This is a genomic window from Mesorhizobium sp. B2-7-1 (assembly GCF_006440735.1).
Lineage (GTDB): Bacteria > Pseudomonadota > Alphaproteobacteria > Rhizobiales > Rhizobiaceae > Mesorhizobium.
This window is the reverse complement of the sequence record NZ_VFUA01000044.1, coordinates 31,062-47,230: the sequence shown is the minus strand read 5'-3', so window position 1 is coordinate 47,230 and position 16,169 is coordinate 31,062. Positions and strand designations below refer to the sequence as shown.

Genomic DNA, 16,169 nt, shown 5'->3' with positions numbered 1-16,169 from the left:
CCCCTCTCTGTCCTGCCGGACATCTCCCCCGCAAGGGGGGAGATTGGCAGTTTCGACGCTTCGCCCACTTTCCTCGGGAACAAACTCCCTCACCCGCGCGTCATCCTTGCTCCCCGAAACCATTCATGCGAAGAGCCCGCAATGGAAACAGGGACGAGCCGAAGATGAGCAAGGGCGATCCGGCCAAGCGCAAGAACGGGCTCACCTATGCCGAGGCGGGCGTCGATATCGATGCCGGCAATCTGATGGTCGAGAAGATCAAGCCGCTGGTGCGCGCCACGCGCCGGCCGGGCGCCGATGGCGAGATCGGCGGCTTCGGCGGGCTGTTCGACCTCAAGGCAGCCGGCTTCACCGATCCGGTGCTGGTTGCGGCCAATGACGGCGTCGGCACCAAGCTCAAGATCGCCATCGACGCGGGGAAACACGACACGATCGGCATCGACCTCGTCGCCATGTGCGTCAACGACATCGTCGTGCAGGGCGCCGAGCCGCTGTTCTTTCTCGACTATTTCGCCACCGGCAAGCTTGATCCGGATCAGGGCGCTTCGATCGTCGGCGGCATCGCGCAAGGGTGCCGGCAGGCCGGCTGCGCGCTGATCGGCGGCGAGACAGCCGAGATGCCCGGCATGTATCACGACAAGGACTACGACCTTGCCGGCTTTGCCGTGGGCGCGGCCGAACGTGGCCAGTTGCTGCCGACCGACGACATCGTCGAGGGCGATGTGCTGCTTGGCCTTGCCTCGTCCGGCCTGCACTCCAACGGCTTCTCACTGGTACGCCGCATCGTGGCAGCCAGCGGGCTTGGCTGGAGCGATCCGGCGCCGTTCAACGAGGAGCTCAGCCTCGCCGAGGCGCTGCTGGAGCCGACGCGCATCTATGTGAAGTCGATCCTGAAGGCCATCCGCAACACGCATGGCATCAAGGCGCTGGCCCACATCACCGGCGGCGGTTTCCCGGAAAACATCCCGCGCGTGCTGCCGAAGGATTTTTCCGCCGAGCTCGACCTCGAGGCGATCGACGTGCCGCCGGTGTTCTCGTGGCTCGCCAAGACCGGCGGCGTCGCGCCGGAAGAAATGATGCGCACCTTCAATTGCGGCATCGGCATGATCCTCGCCGTCGCCTCCGGCCAGGCGGCGCAGGTGGCGGCGGTGCTGCAGGAAGCCGGCGAGACGGTGACGCCGATCGGCCGCATCGTGCCACGGCGCGATGCCGGCGTCATCTACAGGGGCTCGATCGGCCTATGAGCAGGAAACGCACGGTCGTCCTGATCTCGGGACGCGGCTCCAACATGACGGCGCTGATCGCCGCAGCCGCCGATCCGAGCTATCCCGCCGAAATCGTCGGCGTCATTTCCGACCGCGCGAATGCCGCCGGCCTCGGCATCGCCCAGTCGCGCGGCATCGCCACCAAGGTCGTCCAGCGCGCCGACCATCCGAGCAAAGATGCCTATGACGCCGCGATCGATGCCGCGCTCACCGGCTTCGGCGCCGACATCGTGGCGCTGGCCGGCTATATGCGGATCCTCGGCCGCGGCCTTGTCGAGAAATGGCAGGGGCGCATGGTCAACATCCACCCTGCCCTGCTGCCGGCGTTCAAGGGCCTGGACACCCATGCGCGCGCGATCCGCGCGGGCGTGCGCATCCATGGCTGCTCGGTGCATTTCGTCACGCCCGAGATGGACGACGGCCCGATCATCGCGCAGGCCGCCGTGCCGGTGATGGTCGGCGACAATGAGGACACTTTAGCAGCGCGGGTGCTGAAGGTGGAGCACCGGCTTTACCCGCTGGCGCTGGGCCTCGTCGCCGAAGGCAAGGCGCGCATGGAAAAGGGCCACACCGTGCTTGCCCACTTCGCCGACGACGCCGAGAACGCCACCTCCCTGGTGATGGCGCCCGACCCGCTGCGCGAGGAGACCGACCTCGAACAGCTGGCGCGGATCACGCCGTAGAGGCGTCAATGCCCGTGAGACAGCTGCTCATCCTGCGCCACGCCAAGTCGAGCTGGGACGATTCTTCTCTCGCCGATTTCGACCGACCGCTGGCTCCGCGCGGCTTGAAGACGGCGCCGCTGATGGGGCGGGAGCTTGCCCGGCGCGACTGGCTGCCCGACCTCGCCTTGGTCTCGCCGGCGCTGCGCACACGCGAGACCTGGCAGATGGTCGCGGCCGAACTTCCCAGGCATGTGCCGGCGCAATTTGCCGAGGAGCTCTACGAGGCGGCCGCCGGCGCCATCCTGGCGCGCGTGCGGCAGGCCAAGGCGACGAGCCTGCTGGTGATCGGCCACAATCCCGGCCTGCAGCATTTTGCGCTGCGGCTGGCTGGCGCCGGATCGGACGAGAGCGTGTTCAAGGAAATCGAAGCGAAGTTCCCGACGGCGGCGCTCGCGCGGTTCACGCTGGACGAAGATTGGGTGGACCTCGACTTTCGCGGCGCGCGGTTGACGCACTGCGTTCGGCCAAAGGATTTGGCCTAGAGTGAAACCGCCGATCTCCTCCGCACGGGGATTGGCGCTGTTCGCGGCGTAAAACAAAAGGCGGCGGAGCAAGCCCGCCGCCTTTGAGATTCCGAGGCGTAAAAAATCAGTTGCCCCAGATGCCCTGGCCCGGCTCCGGCCAAGCCTTGGAGCCGGCCGAGCCGGTCGTCATCGAGGTGTCGACATCGCCCTGCTTGGCAACCTCATGCTTGCGGATCGAAGCAGTGCGGCTGCTATCGACGCCGACAGTCGGCCGGTTGGTATCGTTGGGGTCATAGTGGTCGCTGCCGGCGAAGGCGGAGCCCATCGCGAGAAGCATTGCTGCAGTGGTGAGAGCGATCCTGGTCATGTCAGTTTTCCTTGTTCGTTCGGTTTCGTCGGGGCGGCGGCCTTGGGAGGAATGGCCCCGCTGCCGACAAGACCCGTGGCGGCCGGGATTTATTCCCGGCGCGTCGCTATTTTCAGCAGCCACAGCAGCGTCGGCTTCGACTTCGCCCGGAGAAAGGCAAACGATTACAAATGCTTGTGATACAAATACTTGTGAACTGATTCATGTTGCCGGTAGCCGGCTGTAGAAAAACAGAGCGGCGGGACAAGCCCGCCGCTTGAAGTCTTGGGAGACCAGGCCGTTCAGCGGTTGCCGAACAGATCCCGGGCAGGAGCCTGAGCCGCCGGCTTCTGGACATTCGCGTCCGACTTCTTGATCGAAGCGGTGACCGAGGTGTCGACCGAGGCGGCCGAGCGATTGGCTTCGTTGGGGTTGTAGTGGTCGGACCCAGCGAAAGCGGCGCCAGTGGCGACAAGCAGGGCGGCGGCGGTAAGAGCGATCTTGGTCATTTGAGTTACTCCAAATTCAAAGTTGATGGTCAGATTTTGGTCAGGACTGGAACCAGCTTAGTGGTTGCCCCAGAGGCCCTGGCCGGATTCCTGCTGGTTCGAGTTGGACGCACTCTTGATGAAGCGCTGTTCGAACTTGCTGATCGAGCCGGTGACGGTGCGATCGACGTTGCCCGCAGGGGCCGTCACGGCCGACTGGCTGGCATCGTTGGGGTTGTAATGGTCGCTGCCGGCGAAAGCGCTGCCCGTGGCAATGAGGAGAGCAGCGGCGGCAAAAGCAATCTTGTTCATTTTAGGTACTCCAGATTTCAAAAGTCGTGTCCGTCTAGTGGCGTGCCGTAATGGAAATTCGCGTCGCTCGGACCACCCCGAAATGGGTCGGTCCTGTTGCCATTTCCAATCACGAAAAGTTGTGAACCGAACCGTTCGGTTCGATCTTGAAATCATGTGAATGACGCTGTGGCCACATTCTTATCGTTTAATATCAAGTGGTTACGATGATCGTCGCGCGATATGGCACCCTGATATGGGCTGCCGGTGTTCACCCTGGTTACACGAACCGTCAACATTAATTGAACCGAACGGTTCGGTTTTATCACCTTGCGCGCCGAGCAAGTGGCTCGGCAGGTGCGACGACCGGGATGGCGGCCACCGGGAAACCGCGTTTGCCTTGCGCCCGGATCGATACTATCGGTTGCCTCGGGAACCAATTTGGACGCCGCCTGCCGCCCTTTGGCGAAGGTCGGCGACGTTGGGAGGAAACAGCGACAAACGATGCGGCTGCTGCTTGTCGAGGACAATCGCGAACTGGCCGATTGGCTGAGCAAGACGCTGCGCCAGGCGAGCTATGTCGTCGACGTCGTGCATGACGGCGAGGATGTCGAGCATGCCTTGGCCGCCGGCGATCACGCCTTGATCATCCTCGACCTTGCCCTGCCCCGCATGGGCGGCATGGAGGTGCTGAAAAGGCTGCGGGCGCGCGGCAACCGGGTGCCGGTGATCGTGCTCACCGCCAATGCCAGCCTCGACGGCCGGGTCAAGGGCCTCAACGAAGGCGCCGACGACTATCTGGCGAAACCCTTCCAGATCGAGGAGCTGGAAGCGCGCATCCGCGTGCAGCTGCGCCGCGCCAACGACCGCACCGCGCCGGTCATTGCCTGCGGCGACCTCGTCTTCGACACCAACACACGCCTGTTCTCGCTTGCCGGCGCGACGCTGTCGCTGACGCCGCGCGAGCACGCGGTACTGGAACAGCTCGTCGTCAAGGCCGGCCGCACGGTTAGCAAGGCAGCGCTGTCGACCGCGATCTACGACTTCGAAACCGACGCCGACCCCAGCGCCATCGAGATCTACGTGCACCGGCTGCGCAAGAAGCTAGAGGGATCGCGCGTCCAGATCGCCACCTTGCGCGGCCTCGGCTACCTGTTGCGCCACGACGATCCGGCGCCATGATGAGGATCGGCAGCCTTCGCCTGCAATTGCTGGCCTGGGTGGTGCTGCCGCTTGCCGGGCTCGCCGCCATCAATCTGTGGACCAGCCAGCGCAACGCGCTGGCGACGGCGGACCTCGTCACCGACCGCATGCTGGTTGGCTCGGCGCGCGCCATCGCCGAGCAGGTGGCGATGGCCGACGGCGCGCTCGACGCGACCGTGCCGCCGGCGGCGATCGAGATGTTCGACACCGGCGACCGGGACAGCGTCTATTATCGCGTCGAGACTGCCGGCGGACGGCTGCTGACCGGCTATCCCGACCTGCCCGTGGCGCCGGAGCACGGCAGCATCGAGGCTGCCTATCGCGATCACCCGCTGCGCCTGGCGACGCTCAGCCATGTCGTGATCGGCGCCGGCCCGGATTCGCCGATCAAGGTCACGGTCGGCGTCACGCTTGCCGGCCATGGTGCAATGGCGAAGCGGCTGTGGCTCGGCGCCTTCGGCCAGCAGCTTGCCTTGGTGGCTATTGCCGGCGTGTTCGTGCTGCTTGGCTTGCGCCGCGGGCTGGCGCCGCTCATCCGGCTGCGCGACGCGGTGCGCTCGCGCAGCCGCAGCGACCTCGAGCCGGTCGCGGTCTCAGGCGCGCAGAGCGAGATCCTGCCGCTGATCGAGGCGCTCAACGCCTATATGGAGCGCGTGCGGGCACAGATGGCGGCGCAGCGGCGTTTCATCGCCAACGCCGCGCATCAGTTGCGCACGCCGCTGGCGCTGTTGTCGACGCAGGCCAGCTATGCCTTGCGCGAAACCGCTGCCGACCGGCGCCAAGAGGCGCTGGTCGCCTTGCAGACGAGTTCCGGCAAATTGGCGCGGCTGGCCGAACAGCTGCTTACCCTGTCGAGGGCGGAACCCGGCAGCCGGCGGCCGCGCGCCGACTTGATCGATCTCACCGAAGCCGCCCGCCACGTGCTGGAAGCGCAAGCGCCGGCGGCGATCAACCGCGACATCGACCTCGGCCTCGAGGAGAACGGACCGGTGACGGTGGTCGGCGACGGCACGATGCTGCGCGAGATGATCGTCAACCTGGTCGACAACGCGCTGCGCTATTCCAAACCGGGCGGCAGCGTCACGGTGAGACTGGCAACGTCGGGTGGCGAGGCCGAGCTCACGGTCAGCGATGCCGGTCCGGGAATCCCGCCGGAAGAGCGGGAGCACGTCTTCGAGCGCTTCTACCGCCTCGCCGGCTCGGCCGAGGAAGGCAGCGGCCTTGGTCTCGCCATCGTGCGCGAGGTGGTCGAGAACGCCGGCGGCAGCGTCACGCTCAGCGACGCCGCCGCGGGCGGGCTCAAGGTCGAGGTGCGGTTGCCGCTGGCGTGATCGGGTCCAGTGGCGGCCCTTTACTCTTCGTCCGGCAATTCGAGCGTCCGGCCGGCATAGAGAATTCGCAAGATGATCGCTTTGTCACCGGCGACTTCAAACGCGATCGTCGCGCGTCGGCGCCATCCTACCGTGCGCAAACTCGGAGCGATTTCATCATGGCGCGTGCCGCGTTCCGGAAAAGTCTCAAAGTCGAGGCAATAATCGACAATGCGCCCGACGAAGCGCAAGTCGGTTTCCACGCCAGCCTTCGGCGCGAGTTCGCCCAGCAGTTCGGCAATGTCTCGCTCGGCGGCAGCGTGGAACTGACTTGGTATTTCATGCACCGGAGCGCGGTTTGGCGGTGATCGCGTTGATGTGCCCGGAGAGATTGCGGCGCACCTGCTCGGCCGTCAACAGCTTCTCAGGATTGGCGCGTGCATCCTCCATCGTCGGCACGACCTCCTCGCGCAACCAGCGTTCAACCGCCGCATCACGCGCCGCAAGTGTGCGCAAGCCATCACGGATGACCTCGCTCTCGGTGGCGTATTCGCCCGAGGCAACCTTGTCTTTCACCATCCGCGCCATTTCGAGCGGTAGCGTAATCGTCAGGGGCTGAGAGTTTCGCATGACTCGTCTCCTTGATGCCCCTTAAGATAGCACCGGCGCATGACTTTGTCATACACCTTGGCGAAGCCGCACACCAATATGATGTGCGGCGCCCACTCAGGCCCCCTGCTCGTTGAACGGCGCCGGGCGCCACTTCACCACGTAATTCTCGAAGCGGGTGATCAGGAACTCCACCACCAGCGCCATCACCGCCAGGATGATCATGGCGGCGAAGACGCCGTTGGCATTGAAGGCGCCTTGCGCGGTCGAGATCAGCAGACCCATGCCCTGCTTGGCGCCGAGGAACTCGCCGACCACGGCGCCGACCAGCGCGAAGCCGAAGCTGACATGCAGGCTGGCGAGGATCCAGCTCATCGCCGAGGGGATGATGACCGCGGTGGTGATCTGGAACGGCGAGGCGCCGAGGATCTGCGCGTTGGCGATCATCGCCCTGTCGGCCTCGCGCACGCCCTGGAAGGCGTTGGCGAAGACGACGAAGAACACCATCACCACGGCCAGCGCCACCTTGGACGCCATGCCCAGTCCGAGCGCGATGATGAACACCGAGCCGAGCACCACGCGCGGCACGGAATTAGCGATCTTGATGTAGATCGAAAAGACATCCGCCAGCAGCTTGTTGCGGCCGAGGATGATGCCCGCAACGATACCGCCAACAGCGCCGATGACAAAGCCGAGGAAGGTTTCCTCCAGCGTCACATAGATCTGCAGCCAGAGCGGTCCCTGCGAGGTGCCCTCGGTGACCCAGGACCAGATCTGCTCCCAGATGCCGGACGGGCTGGAGAAGAAGAACGGGTCGATGATGTTGTAATCGGCACAGAGCTCCCAAAGGCCAAGGAAGATGACGAGGATCGCGAGACGCAGCCCGATGACCAGGGCATGGCGCTTGCGCAGCCGCGCCCTTGCCTGCGCTTCGGCGGCGACGATTGAGGTGGCGCGAGCGGCGGCCTGGTCGGTCGGAGAGATTGCGGTCATGATAGGTCTCCCCTCAATGGCTTGCCTGGAGGCCGCGGCTCTGGCCGAGCTGCACTTCCTCGCGCAGATCGTTCCAGATCACCTTGGCGATCTCGATGAATTTCGGATCGTAGCGGATGTCGGCCATGACGCGTGGGCGCGGCAGGTCGATGCGGTAGACGCTCTTCACCGTGCCCGGACCAGCGGTGAGCACATAGACCTTGTCGGCCAGCGCCACCGCTTCCTCGAGGTCGTGCGTGACGAAGACGACGGAGGATTTCAGCCCGGACCACAAGCCGAGCAGTTCGTCCTGCATCGCGGTGCGCGTCTGCATGTCGAGCGCGCTGAAGGGCTCGTCCATCAGCAGGATCTTGGGCTGATTGATGAAGGTCTGGGCAAGCGCGACACGCTTGCGCATGCCGCCCGACAGCTGGTGCGGGTAATGCTTTTCGAAACGCGAAAGGCCGACGCGGCCGATCCAGTCGCGCGCCTTGTCATAGGCCTCCTTCTTGGGTGTGCCACGGAAGAGCGGACCGGCGGCGACATTGTCGATGACGCTGCGCCAGGGAAACAGCGCGTCGGCCTGGAAGACGAAACCGATATCGCGGCTGATGTCGGTGACCGGATTGCCCATGACGCGGACATTGCCGGTGGTGGGCCTAAGCAGGCCGGTGACGAGATTGAGCGTCGTCGACTTGCCGCAGCCGGTCGGCCCCACGACACAAGCGAATTCGCCGCGCGCCACCGTCATGGTGAAGTCGCGGATCGCCGTCATCATGTGACCGTCCGGTGTGACGAACCGCAGCGTCACATCTTCGATGGCGATCGCGGCGTCGGCCGGCGGCGCGGCGGGAGACAATTTCTCCGCCGCCATGGTCTGCGATTGCATGGCACACTCCTGTTGTGGTGGCGCAAGCATGCCGGCGGCTCAAGCTCACGGGCCTGACGCGGCTCGGCATCCCGAAAGGCGCCGCTGGCGAATTGATTCAGCCGGCCGGCGCAAGTTCCTGTTTTTCAAGAGCGGGTCGCCGTTTCACGCCAAACCGCTCTATCTCTTTGCTTGACGCAATTCCGGACGGAAAACCGTTTCACACTTTTCCTGGAATTGCTCCGAGGCGGACCGAACGGCCCGCCCTCGCCTGCCGGCGCGCTTACTTCGCCGCGTCGACGAACTCGGTCGTGTAGGTCTTCGACAGGTCGATCTGCTTGCCCTGCAGGCTCTTGGAGAAGGTCGACAGAACCTTGAGCACCGTCTCGGGACCATCGGCCGGCATGCGGCCGTCCGGCGTGAACTGCGCCTTGCCGCCGGCCAGGCCCTGCACATAGAGGTCCTTGTTTCCGGCGTAATAGTCTTTCGGCATCTTGTCGGCGATCTCTTCGGCCGAATGGCTGGCGATGAACTTCATCGTCTTGACAAAGGCGTTGGCGAGCTTCTGCGCCTCGTCCTTGTGGCCCTCGATCCAGCTCGACTGCACATAGAAGGAGGCCGCCGGATAGTCCCCGCCAAGTGCTGCCTTGGTCTTTTCCGGCGTGCGCATGTCGACCAACACCTTGGCCTCGCCGGTCTGGAGCAGCTTGGCGATGGTCGGCTCGGTGGTCATGCCGGCCTGGATCTGGTCCTGCTTGACGGCGGCGATGAAGGTGTTGCCGGCGCCGACCGGAAGCAGCGTGTAGTCGCCCGGCTTCAGCCCGTTGCGGACCGCGAGATACTGCGTCAGGAAATCGGTCGACGAGCCGAGGCCGGTGACGCCGAGCGTGGCGCCCTTGAAGTCGGCGGGCGACTTGATCTCCGGATGCTTGGCCGAGACCAGCTCGACCTCGCCGGGCGCCTGGCTGAACTGCACGATCGACTGGATGTATTTGCCCTTCGACTGCAGGTCGACGGTGTGATCGTAGAAGCCGACGACACCCTGCACGGCGCCGGCCAGCAATTCGTTCTCGGCCTCGACGCCCGCACGGGAGTTCACCAACTCTACGTCCAGCCCTTCATCCTTGAAGTAGCCGAGCTTCTCGGTGAGGACAGCGGGCAGATAGATCTGCTTTTCCATGCCGCCGACGATGATGGTGATCTTGTCTGCAGCCGAGGCCGCCGATACGCCAGCGCCAACCATGGCAAGCGTCAGCGCCATTGAACGCAAGGCGCGTATAGAGATGAAACCAGTCACGTAACTTCCTCCACTGGGGCGACGCAGAGCGCCGCACTTCCTCCTCGCGGCCACTCCCAGCCGCAGATATGGCGAACGCCACAAAACCGTCATGGCATGGCCAAGCTTTCAGCTGGCTTTCAGCCGTTTTGGCGGCGGTGGAATGGAATCCGGCGCCGTTCCCGGTCACGAGGCAGTGAAGCCCAGCACATCGCGCATCTCGTATTCGCCAGGCGGTCGGCCGGCGATCCAGAGTGCAGCCGCGATGGCGCCACGCGCGAACATCGAGCGGTCGCCGGCGGCATGGGAGAGCGTAAGCGTCTCGCCCTTGGTGAGGAAGCTGACGCTATGCTCGCCGACGATGCTCCCACCGCGGACCACGGCAAAGCCGATCTCGCCGGTTGGGCGCGCCCCGACGAGGCCGTCGCGGGCGCGCTTCGCCACATCGTCCAGCTCGACGCCGCGTCCTCGCGCGGCCGCTTCGCCCAGCATCAGCGCCGTGCCCGAGGGCGCGTCGATCTTCATGCGGTGATGCGCCTCGAAGACTTCGATGTCGCAATCGTCGGCTCCAAGCGCCCTCGCCGCCCGCTCGACCAGCCCGGTCAGCATGTTGAGCCCCAGCGAATAGCTTCCGGAGCGCACGATGGCTATCTTCTTTGCCGCCTCGGCAATCGCCTCCAGTTCAGTGCGGTCGAAACCTGTCGAGCCGATCACCAGCGCCGGACCGCCGCGCGCGGCGCAGGCCTGGGACAATTCGGCGGAAGCCACGGGCGTGGTGAAATCGATCACCACATCGGCAAGCGCCAGCGCCTCGTCACGGTCGACCAGCCCTTCGCCCGTGCTGCCCGGTCGATGGAAGCGGGCGACCAGTTCCAGCCTTGGGTCCGCCGCGATCGTCTGCGCCATCTGCCGGCCCATGCGGCCGAGCGCGCCGGCGATGGCTATCCTGAGCGGCTGCGGCATAGCGGTCCTTGTCGAAAGCTTGAGTCGGAACAATCCTCTAGCACGCCGCCCTGGCAAAGTGATTCAAGCGTTGATTCAGGCGGCGGCGTTGGTCTTCAGCATCATGCCGGCGATCTCCTTGACCAACTTGGCGGCGACCAGGGCCGTCACGTTGGAGAGGTCCTGGCGCGGATTGTATTCGACCACGTCGGCCGCGACGATAGGCTGGTCTATTGCCTGGATCAGGCCGATGACCTGCCGGGTGCTGAAGCCGCCCGGTTCGCGGTGGGAGATGCCGGGGGCGAAGGCCGGATCGAGAGCGTCGATGTCCATCGAGATATAGACGGGCGTCCGGAGGTCGAGCTGCAGGCCTTCCCTGAAATGCCGCATCTCCACCACCTCGACACCGAAGCGCTTGAACTGGTCGCGATGGTGATCGTTGACGGTGCGCAGGCCGATCTGTATCAGCCGGTCGGCCAGCTTCTCCTCCATGATGCGGGCAAAGGGCGAGGTGTGCGAGCGCGGATTGTCGTCATAGGAATGATAAATGTCCGGGTGCGCATCGATGTGGACGATCGTGAGGCTCCGGTGGCGGCGGCGCACCGCGCGCAGCACCGGCCAGGAGATCGCATGGTCGCCGCCGAGCGAGATCAGCGGATGGCCGGCGTCGAGCGCGCGGCCCACCTCGGCCTCGATCCGCTGCCACGGGTCGCCACCTTGCGTGAAATCGATGTCGCCGTGATCGACGAAGCGATCCGTCAGGTCGAAGCCTGTTTCCGACCATGAGGTGTAGGCGTCGCTGGCGAGCTCGCGCCGGATCAACGCCGGCGCCTCGGCAGGCCCCCGCAGATAGGACGAATTCTCGTCATGCGGAATGCCCAGAAGCGAGATTTTTGCCACGACACCCTCCCACTGATCCGAAACCGGTGCCTCTATAGACGCCCGAGCTGGCGGGCGCGACCGGAGCCACTTGGGCCAGATGCCAAAGGCCGGCGGCGGACCGCCCGCGAATGTGAAGCGCCACACTCATCATCACTCGCTCGATGTGCTAATTTAGCGCCTGTGTGTCCGGCTTCGCCCGAACCGTGTCCGAGGGGGGACGCCCATGCTGCGGCCAGTGCATGCCCTGGTTCTTTCCTGCCTCGCCCTGACGCCGCTTGCCGGCGGGGCTTTCGCGACCCAGGCATCTTCCGAAAAGTCCGACGATGCGGCCAAAAAGGCTGCGGACGATGCGGCGAAGAAGGCCGCGCTTGCCGAAGCGATCAGCGTCTGCGACCGCGGCGCTTCCGTGCCGCTCGATCCTGGAGCCAAGGCGCCGCCTGTCCAGTATGGCGAGCTCTTCCCGCAGGACTTCGACCTCAGCAAGCTCAAGGTCCTGGCCGACAAATGCCAGGCGGCGATGCTCGGAGCGCCGCAGGAAAAGCGGCTGGCGCTTGAATGGCTGCGGGTCCAGGTCGCGCTCAACCAGGCGGGACTTACCTTTCTCCTGCCGCAGATCAAGCTGCTCGGCGACGGCGGCAGCCCGGAAGCGAACTACCTCCTCTACGAGGTCTATTCGGTGCATCGGCACGACGGCGCCGATGCCGGTCCACCGCCGGTCACCCGGGACGTGGCGCTCGATGCCCTGCAGAAGGCAGGCGCTGCCGGCCATCTCACGGCGCTTGAGACGCTGCTCCGTCAGTATGTCGAAGGGCCGCTGCTGCGCCGCGACCCGCACAAGGTGGTCGAGACCGCGCAACGCGTCATCGACGCGCCGACCCAGGGCCAGTCGCCCGGCGAATGGGACAGCCAGTTCCGCGCCGCCATGCCGCTGCTGATTGCGCGGACGGTGCTGGAGAATGACGGTTTCACCAGCGAGGAACAGCAAAAGGCTTTCCAAGCCGTGGAAGCGGATACCAAGGCCGGGACCGACGGGTCCGAGTCATCCGTGCTTGCCTATATCAAGGCGCTGCGACTGGGCCGAGGCACCCAGCAGGACGCGGCCAAGGCCAGGCAATTGCTGGAGGCGCGCGCCGACGGCGATCAGTATGCCGTGCCGATGCTGGCCGATATGCTGGCCAAGGGCGAAGGCGGCCCGGCGGACGGCAAGCGCGCCATCGCCATGCTGCGCGCCGCCACCAAGACTGCCGCCAGCGCTAGGCCGATGCTGGCCGATCTGCTCTTGGACGGCAAGTTCGTCGGCAAGCAGCCACGCGAGGCGATCCAACTGCTCAACGCCCCGTGGGATCTCGACGCCGGCATCAAGCTGGCGAAGCTGCTTCCCAACTATGAGGACTTTCAGATCGACAATCCGGATCAGCTGATCGAGCGCCTGAGCGATGGCGCCGAGGCCGGCGAGCCCGGCGCGGCGCTGGCGCTGGCCCGGCTGCAGCTGTCGGATAATCAGCAGTTCAAGAACGAGGATTTCGCGCGCGCCATGCTGAAGCCGCTGGCCGATAGCGGCGACCGCGAGGCGCTCTGGCTCTACGCCTCGACGCAATATGCCAATCTCGATTCGACCAGCTACCGGCCGTCGCGGCGCGACGACGGCCTGAGCGACGATCAATTGAAGGCGCTTATCGACGAAGGCGAAGCCAAGAAGGAGCAGCAGGCATATCTGCTGCAGGCGAAGCTTCTGCGCAAAGGCGTGGTCTATCCGCAGGACGACCAGAAGGCGACCGCGATGCTGATCAACGCCGCCAATCTCGGCAGCGTCGAGGCGATGGTGCTGCTGGGCGATGCCTATGACGACGGTCTCGGCATCGACAAGAACCCGCGTGAGCGCCTGCATGCGTGGCGCGAAGCGGCGCGGCTCGGCTCGCTGAAGGCAAAGAGCAAACTCGCCAACGCCTTCACCTTCGACAGTTTCGACCATCTGATGACGCTGCGCGAAGGCATCACCGATCGCATCGCCCTTTACAATGATGGCATCGGCAGAATGGGCGGCGGCATATTCGGCGGTAACGACGCCAGCATGGAACTGAGCGGCCTCTTTTCCGGACCGGCCGCAAGCGCTGGAAACGCGGCGATCGCGGCAGCGGTGATGGACGCGTTTCGCGAGGCGCCAGCAGGGCTCGCGGAAGAGAACCTCGTCGGCATCGGCAAGACGCTGCCCGATGAGGTCCGCGTCGCCATCGAGACGACGCTGAAGAGCGAAGGTTTCTATGCCGGTGAGCCGAAGGGCTATTTCGGCCTGGACGCACGCAAGGCGCTGGCCGCCTGGGTCGATGCGAAGGGTCCGCTTGGCGATGCTCCGGCCTCGCAAGCGACAGCGACGCAGCAGGCCGCGCCGGCGCCGGGCGGGCTCGACGCGGAAGTCGTCAACCGCATCCGCGACAAGGTCTTCGCCCAGGCGCAGGCCGCCAAGACCGACAAGCAGAAGCTTGCCCCCATCAAGCAGCTCGGCATTCTCGCCCGCTATGGCGATCTCCCCTCGCGCTGGGTGCTGGTGCGCAACTACCATCAGGCAAGGGCCATCCGATCGGTCGTCACGCCCGAGGAGATCACCCGCTATGCGCTGGATATCCTGGTGTCGAAACCCGAAGGCGTCGACAAGCCGGAATTCGAGTTCATCTTCGATCTGACGCAGATCGCCCAGGACCGGAAATCCAAGATGGTGGGCGGCGCCACCATCCAGGCGATCCGCGACGATCCGCGCCTGCAGGATCCTCTCGCGCTCGGCGCCATCATGGGCCAGTTCGCCTTTGCGCCGGATGCCTGCGACTCCGTGCTGGCCGCGGCCAAGAAGGCCGGCGTCGACGGCGTGGGTTCGGACGGATGCGACGAGGACACGCGCACCGCCCTCATTGCCTTCGCCAAGGAGAAGGGCGCGTCCGGTGCCGATGCGTCGGCGCGCAAAGCGGCGGCGGAGCAGATGAAGACGCTGGACGCGCAGGCGGCGAAGTAGCAAGGTTATGAACCGCAACGGGTCTATTGCGCCTTGTCGACACGATCGAGGATCGCGCGATAGCGGCTGCATACGGCGGCGTCCTGATAGAAATCCACTTCAGTATCGATGATCTGGTCGAGGCTTAGTCCGCGGTAATGTGCCTTCACCCTTGCCAGCACGTCCTGCGCTTGCCTGATTTCACCGAGTTCGGAATGGCAGATGATAAGACGAATGAGCGACCACGGTGTCACAGTCGCCATTTTCGCGTAGCAGGTAGCCGCCTCGCGATATCGCCCAGCCGTCGTCAGCAGGACGCCGCGGAAGTCGCCGTACCATCCCACGGCGTATGGGTCGCGGCGCTGGGCTTCGGTTATTTCAGCAAGCCCTTGCTCCGGCCTGTCCGTGTGATTGAGGAAAATAGCACGGATGCTGAGAATGAACGGATCGTTCGGATTGAGCGCGACGGCCCGGTCAAGGCTCACTTCAGCTTGCTTGAATTGGCGTAGGTACAAGTGAGCGAAGCCGGTGGCGAGATGCCCATAGGCTTCGTCGGGATCAAGGCCCAATGCTGTTCTTGCGATCTCCAGTCCGGAATGCAAATGACCGGGATTGTTGTAGTCCCAATAGTACTTGATGGACTCCACAAAGCTCAGCATGGCGTGGGCGGCAGCGAACTGCGGATCGAGCTTTACCGCCTGGCGCAGAAATGGCTCCGCTTCGAGCACCGTGTCATAGACGGCTGCCAGTTGCAGCGCTCGCAGGTAAGACTCATAGGCCGACATGTTGTTGGTCGGCCGGGCCCTGGCGCGCGACGCGATCGCGGTTCTGGCCTGCCGGGCCAGACGCGCTGCAATCATGCGGGTGATTTCGTCCTGGATGGCGAAAATGTCATAGAGTTCCCGGTCGTAGTGCTCGCCCCAGAGATGAGCCATCGACGACGCATCGGTTAGCTGTACGGCGATCCGCACCCTGTTGCCGATCTTCCGCACGCTGCCTTCGACGACGTATTGGACCCCAAGCTTGCCCGCCACCTCCGCCGGGTCGTGCGCCTTGCCGCGAAACTGGAAAGAGGAGTTCCGCGCAATGACCAGAAACTCCTTATATTTACCGAGCTCAGCGATGATGTCTTCGGTGATCCCGTCGCTGAAATAGTCTTGCTCCGAGTCACCGCTCATGTTGTCGAAGGGAAGTATGGCGATGGACGGCCTGGACGACGCCGTAGCATCTGCCGTAACCGCGAAGGGCCTGGGGCCTGCATATTTATAACCGCGACCATGCACGGTTGCGATCAGCTCGGCGAACAGCAATTTTCGCAGCGCCGAAATGTGGACCTGCAGCGTATTGTCCTCCACCACCACGCCGGGCCATACCGCATCGAAAAGTTCGGCCTTGCCGATCACCTCATCGGGCCTGTCGAGCAACATGGCGAGGATGTCGAAAGAACGCGCCGAAAGCTCCACCGGCCCTTTCGGGCCCAGCAACTGCCGTTCGGCTCGCCTCAAACGATAGTTCCCAAACTCCAAGTCCATTGGCCAAGAACCA

The 16,169-nt window shown here is 64.6% G+C and carries 17 protein-coding genes; 6 read left to right on the top strand and 11 right to left on the bottom strand.

What is annotated here, in order from left to right:
- The first annotated feature begins 164 nt into the window (after positions 1 to 164).
- Genes purM through FJ471_RS17810 form a run of 3 tightly spaced genes read left to right on the top strand, consistent with a single transcriptional unit; the run spans position 165 to position 2,472 of the window.
- Positions 165 to 1,244, top strand: a complete 1,080-nt coding sequence (purM, locus tag FJ471_RS17820) for a phosphoribosylformylglycinamidine cyclo-ligase (protein ID WP_140805265.1) — start codon at positions 165 to 167, stop codon at positions 1,242 to 1,244.
- A complete protein-coding gene (purN, locus tag FJ471_RS17815) occupies positions 1,241 to 1,948 on the top strand; it encodes a phosphoribosylglycinamide formyltransferase (RefSeq protein ID WP_140805263.1) in 708 nt (235 codons plus the stop codon). Before purM ends, purN begins: the two co-directional genes overlap by 4 nt.
- An 8-nt stretch (positions 1,949 to 1,956) precedes the next feature.
- On the top strand, positions 1,957 to 2,472 hold the full coding sequence (locus FJ471_RS17810) for a histidine phosphatase family protein (protein WP_140805261.1): 516 nt from the start codon (positions 1,957 to 1,959) through the stop codon (positions 2,470 to 2,472).
- 106 nt (positions 2,473 to 2,578) lie between these two features.
- Here the strand turns inward: FJ471_RS17810 and FJ471_RS17805 are convergent, their stop codons facing one another.
- The 3 genes from FJ471_RS17805 to FJ471_RS17795 form a co-directional block, all read right to left on the bottom strand.
- The gene (locus FJ471_RS17805; RefSeq protein WP_140805259.1) at positions 2,579 to 2,821 is read right to left on the bottom strand and encodes a DUF680 domain-containing protein; all 243 of its coding nucleotides are present in this window, start codon (positions 2,819 to 2,821) and stop codon (positions 2,579 to 2,581) included.
- A gap of 281 nt (positions 2,822 to 3,102) precedes the next feature.
- On the bottom strand, positions 3,103 to 3,309 hold the full coding sequence (locus tag FJ471_RS17800) for a DUF680 domain-containing protein (protein ID WP_140805257.1): 207 nt from the start codon (positions 3,307 to 3,309) through the stop codon (positions 3,103 to 3,105).
- A gap of 57 nt (positions 3,310 to 3,366) precedes the next feature.
- Positions 3,367 to 3,600, bottom strand: a complete 234-nt coding sequence (locus FJ471_RS17795; protein ID WP_140805255.1) for a DUF680 domain-containing protein — start codon at positions 3,598 to 3,600, stop codon at positions 3,367 to 3,369.
- A 483-nt stretch (positions 3,601 to 4,083) separates the two neighbouring features.
- Between FJ471_RS17795 and FJ471_RS17790 the strand changes: the two genes are divergently transcribed.
- Positions 4,084 to 4,761, top strand: a complete 678-nt coding sequence (locus FJ471_RS17790; protein ID WP_140805253.1) for a response regulator — start codon at positions 4,084 to 4,086, stop codon at positions 4,759 to 4,761.
- Positions 4,761 to 6,113 carry a sensor histidine kinase gene (locus tag FJ471_RS17785; protein WP_140805278.1) on the top strand — a complete coding sequence of 451 codons (1,353 nt, stop codon included), beginning with the start codon at positions 4,761 to 4,763 and terminating at the stop codon, positions 6,111 to 6,113. Before FJ471_RS17790 ends, FJ471_RS17785 begins: the two co-directional genes overlap by 1 nt.
- Before the next feature lie 20 nt (positions 6,114 to 6,133).
- Here FJ471_RS17785 and FJ471_RS17780 read toward each other — a convergent pair whose 3' ends face one another.
- The 7 genes from FJ471_RS17780 to speB form a co-directional block, all read right to left on the bottom strand.
- Positions 6,134 to 6,439, bottom strand: a complete 306-nt coding sequence (locus FJ471_RS17780) for a type II toxin-antitoxin system RelE/ParE family toxin (protein WP_246684756.1) — start codon at positions 6,437 to 6,439, stop codon at positions 6,134 to 6,136.
- Positions 6,432 to 6,722: a type II toxin-antitoxin system ParD family antitoxin gene (locus FJ471_RS17775; RefSeq protein WP_140805251.1), complete on the bottom strand. Its 291-nt coding sequence runs from the start codon at positions 6,720 to 6,722 to the stop codon at positions 6,432 to 6,434. Before FJ471_RS17775 ends, FJ471_RS17780 begins: the two co-directional genes overlap by 8 nt.
- A gap of 96 nt (positions 6,723 to 6,818) precedes the next feature.
- On the bottom strand, positions 6,819 to 7,694 hold the full coding sequence (locus tag FJ471_RS17770) for an ABC transporter permease (protein WP_140805249.1): 876 nt from the start codon (positions 7,692 to 7,694) through the stop codon (positions 6,819 to 6,821).
- A gap of 13 nt (positions 7,695 to 7,707) precedes the next feature.
- A complete protein-coding gene (locus FJ471_RS17765; protein WP_140805247.1) occupies positions 7,708 to 8,562 on the bottom strand; it encodes an ABC transporter ATP-binding protein in 855 nt (284 codons plus the stop codon).
- Between the two features lie 262 nt (positions 8,563 to 8,824).
- Positions 8,825 to 9,802, bottom strand: coding sequence for an ABC transporter substrate-binding protein (locus FJ471_RS17760; RefSeq protein WP_224668927.1), 978 nt, complete (start codon positions 9,800 to 9,802; stop codon positions 8,825 to 8,827).
- A gap of 201 nt (positions 9,803 to 10,003) precedes the next feature.
- Positions 10,004 to 10,780, bottom strand: a complete 777-nt coding sequence (gene dapB / locus FJ471_RS17755; RefSeq protein ID WP_140805243.1) for a 4-hydroxy-tetrahydrodipicolinate reductase — start codon at positions 10,778 to 10,780, stop codon at positions 10,004 to 10,006.
- 75 nt (positions 10,781 to 10,855) lie between these two features.
- Positions 10,856 to 11,659, bottom strand: a complete 804-nt coding sequence (speB, locus tag FJ471_RS17750) for an agmatinase (RefSeq protein ID WP_140805241.1) — start codon at positions 11,657 to 11,659, stop codon at positions 10,856 to 10,858.
- Positions 11,660 to 11,864: 205 nt separating this feature from the next.
- Between speB and FJ471_RS17745 the strand changes: the two genes are divergently transcribed.
- Positions 11,865 to 14,645 (top strand): sel1 repeat family protein, encoded by a 2,781-nt coding sequence (locus tag FJ471_RS17745; protein ID WP_140805239.1) that lies wholly within the window; start codon positions 11,865 to 11,867, stop codon positions 14,643 to 14,645.
- Positions 14,646 to 14,668: 23 nt separating this feature from the next.
- Here the strand turns inward: FJ471_RS17745 and FJ471_RS17740 are convergent, their stop codons facing one another.
- A complete protein-coding gene (locus tag FJ471_RS17740) occupies positions 14,669 to 16,156 on the bottom strand; it encodes a winged helix-turn-helix domain-containing protein (protein WP_140805237.1) in 1,488 nt (495 codons plus the stop codon).
- Positions 16,157 to 16,169: the final 13 nt, after the last annotated feature.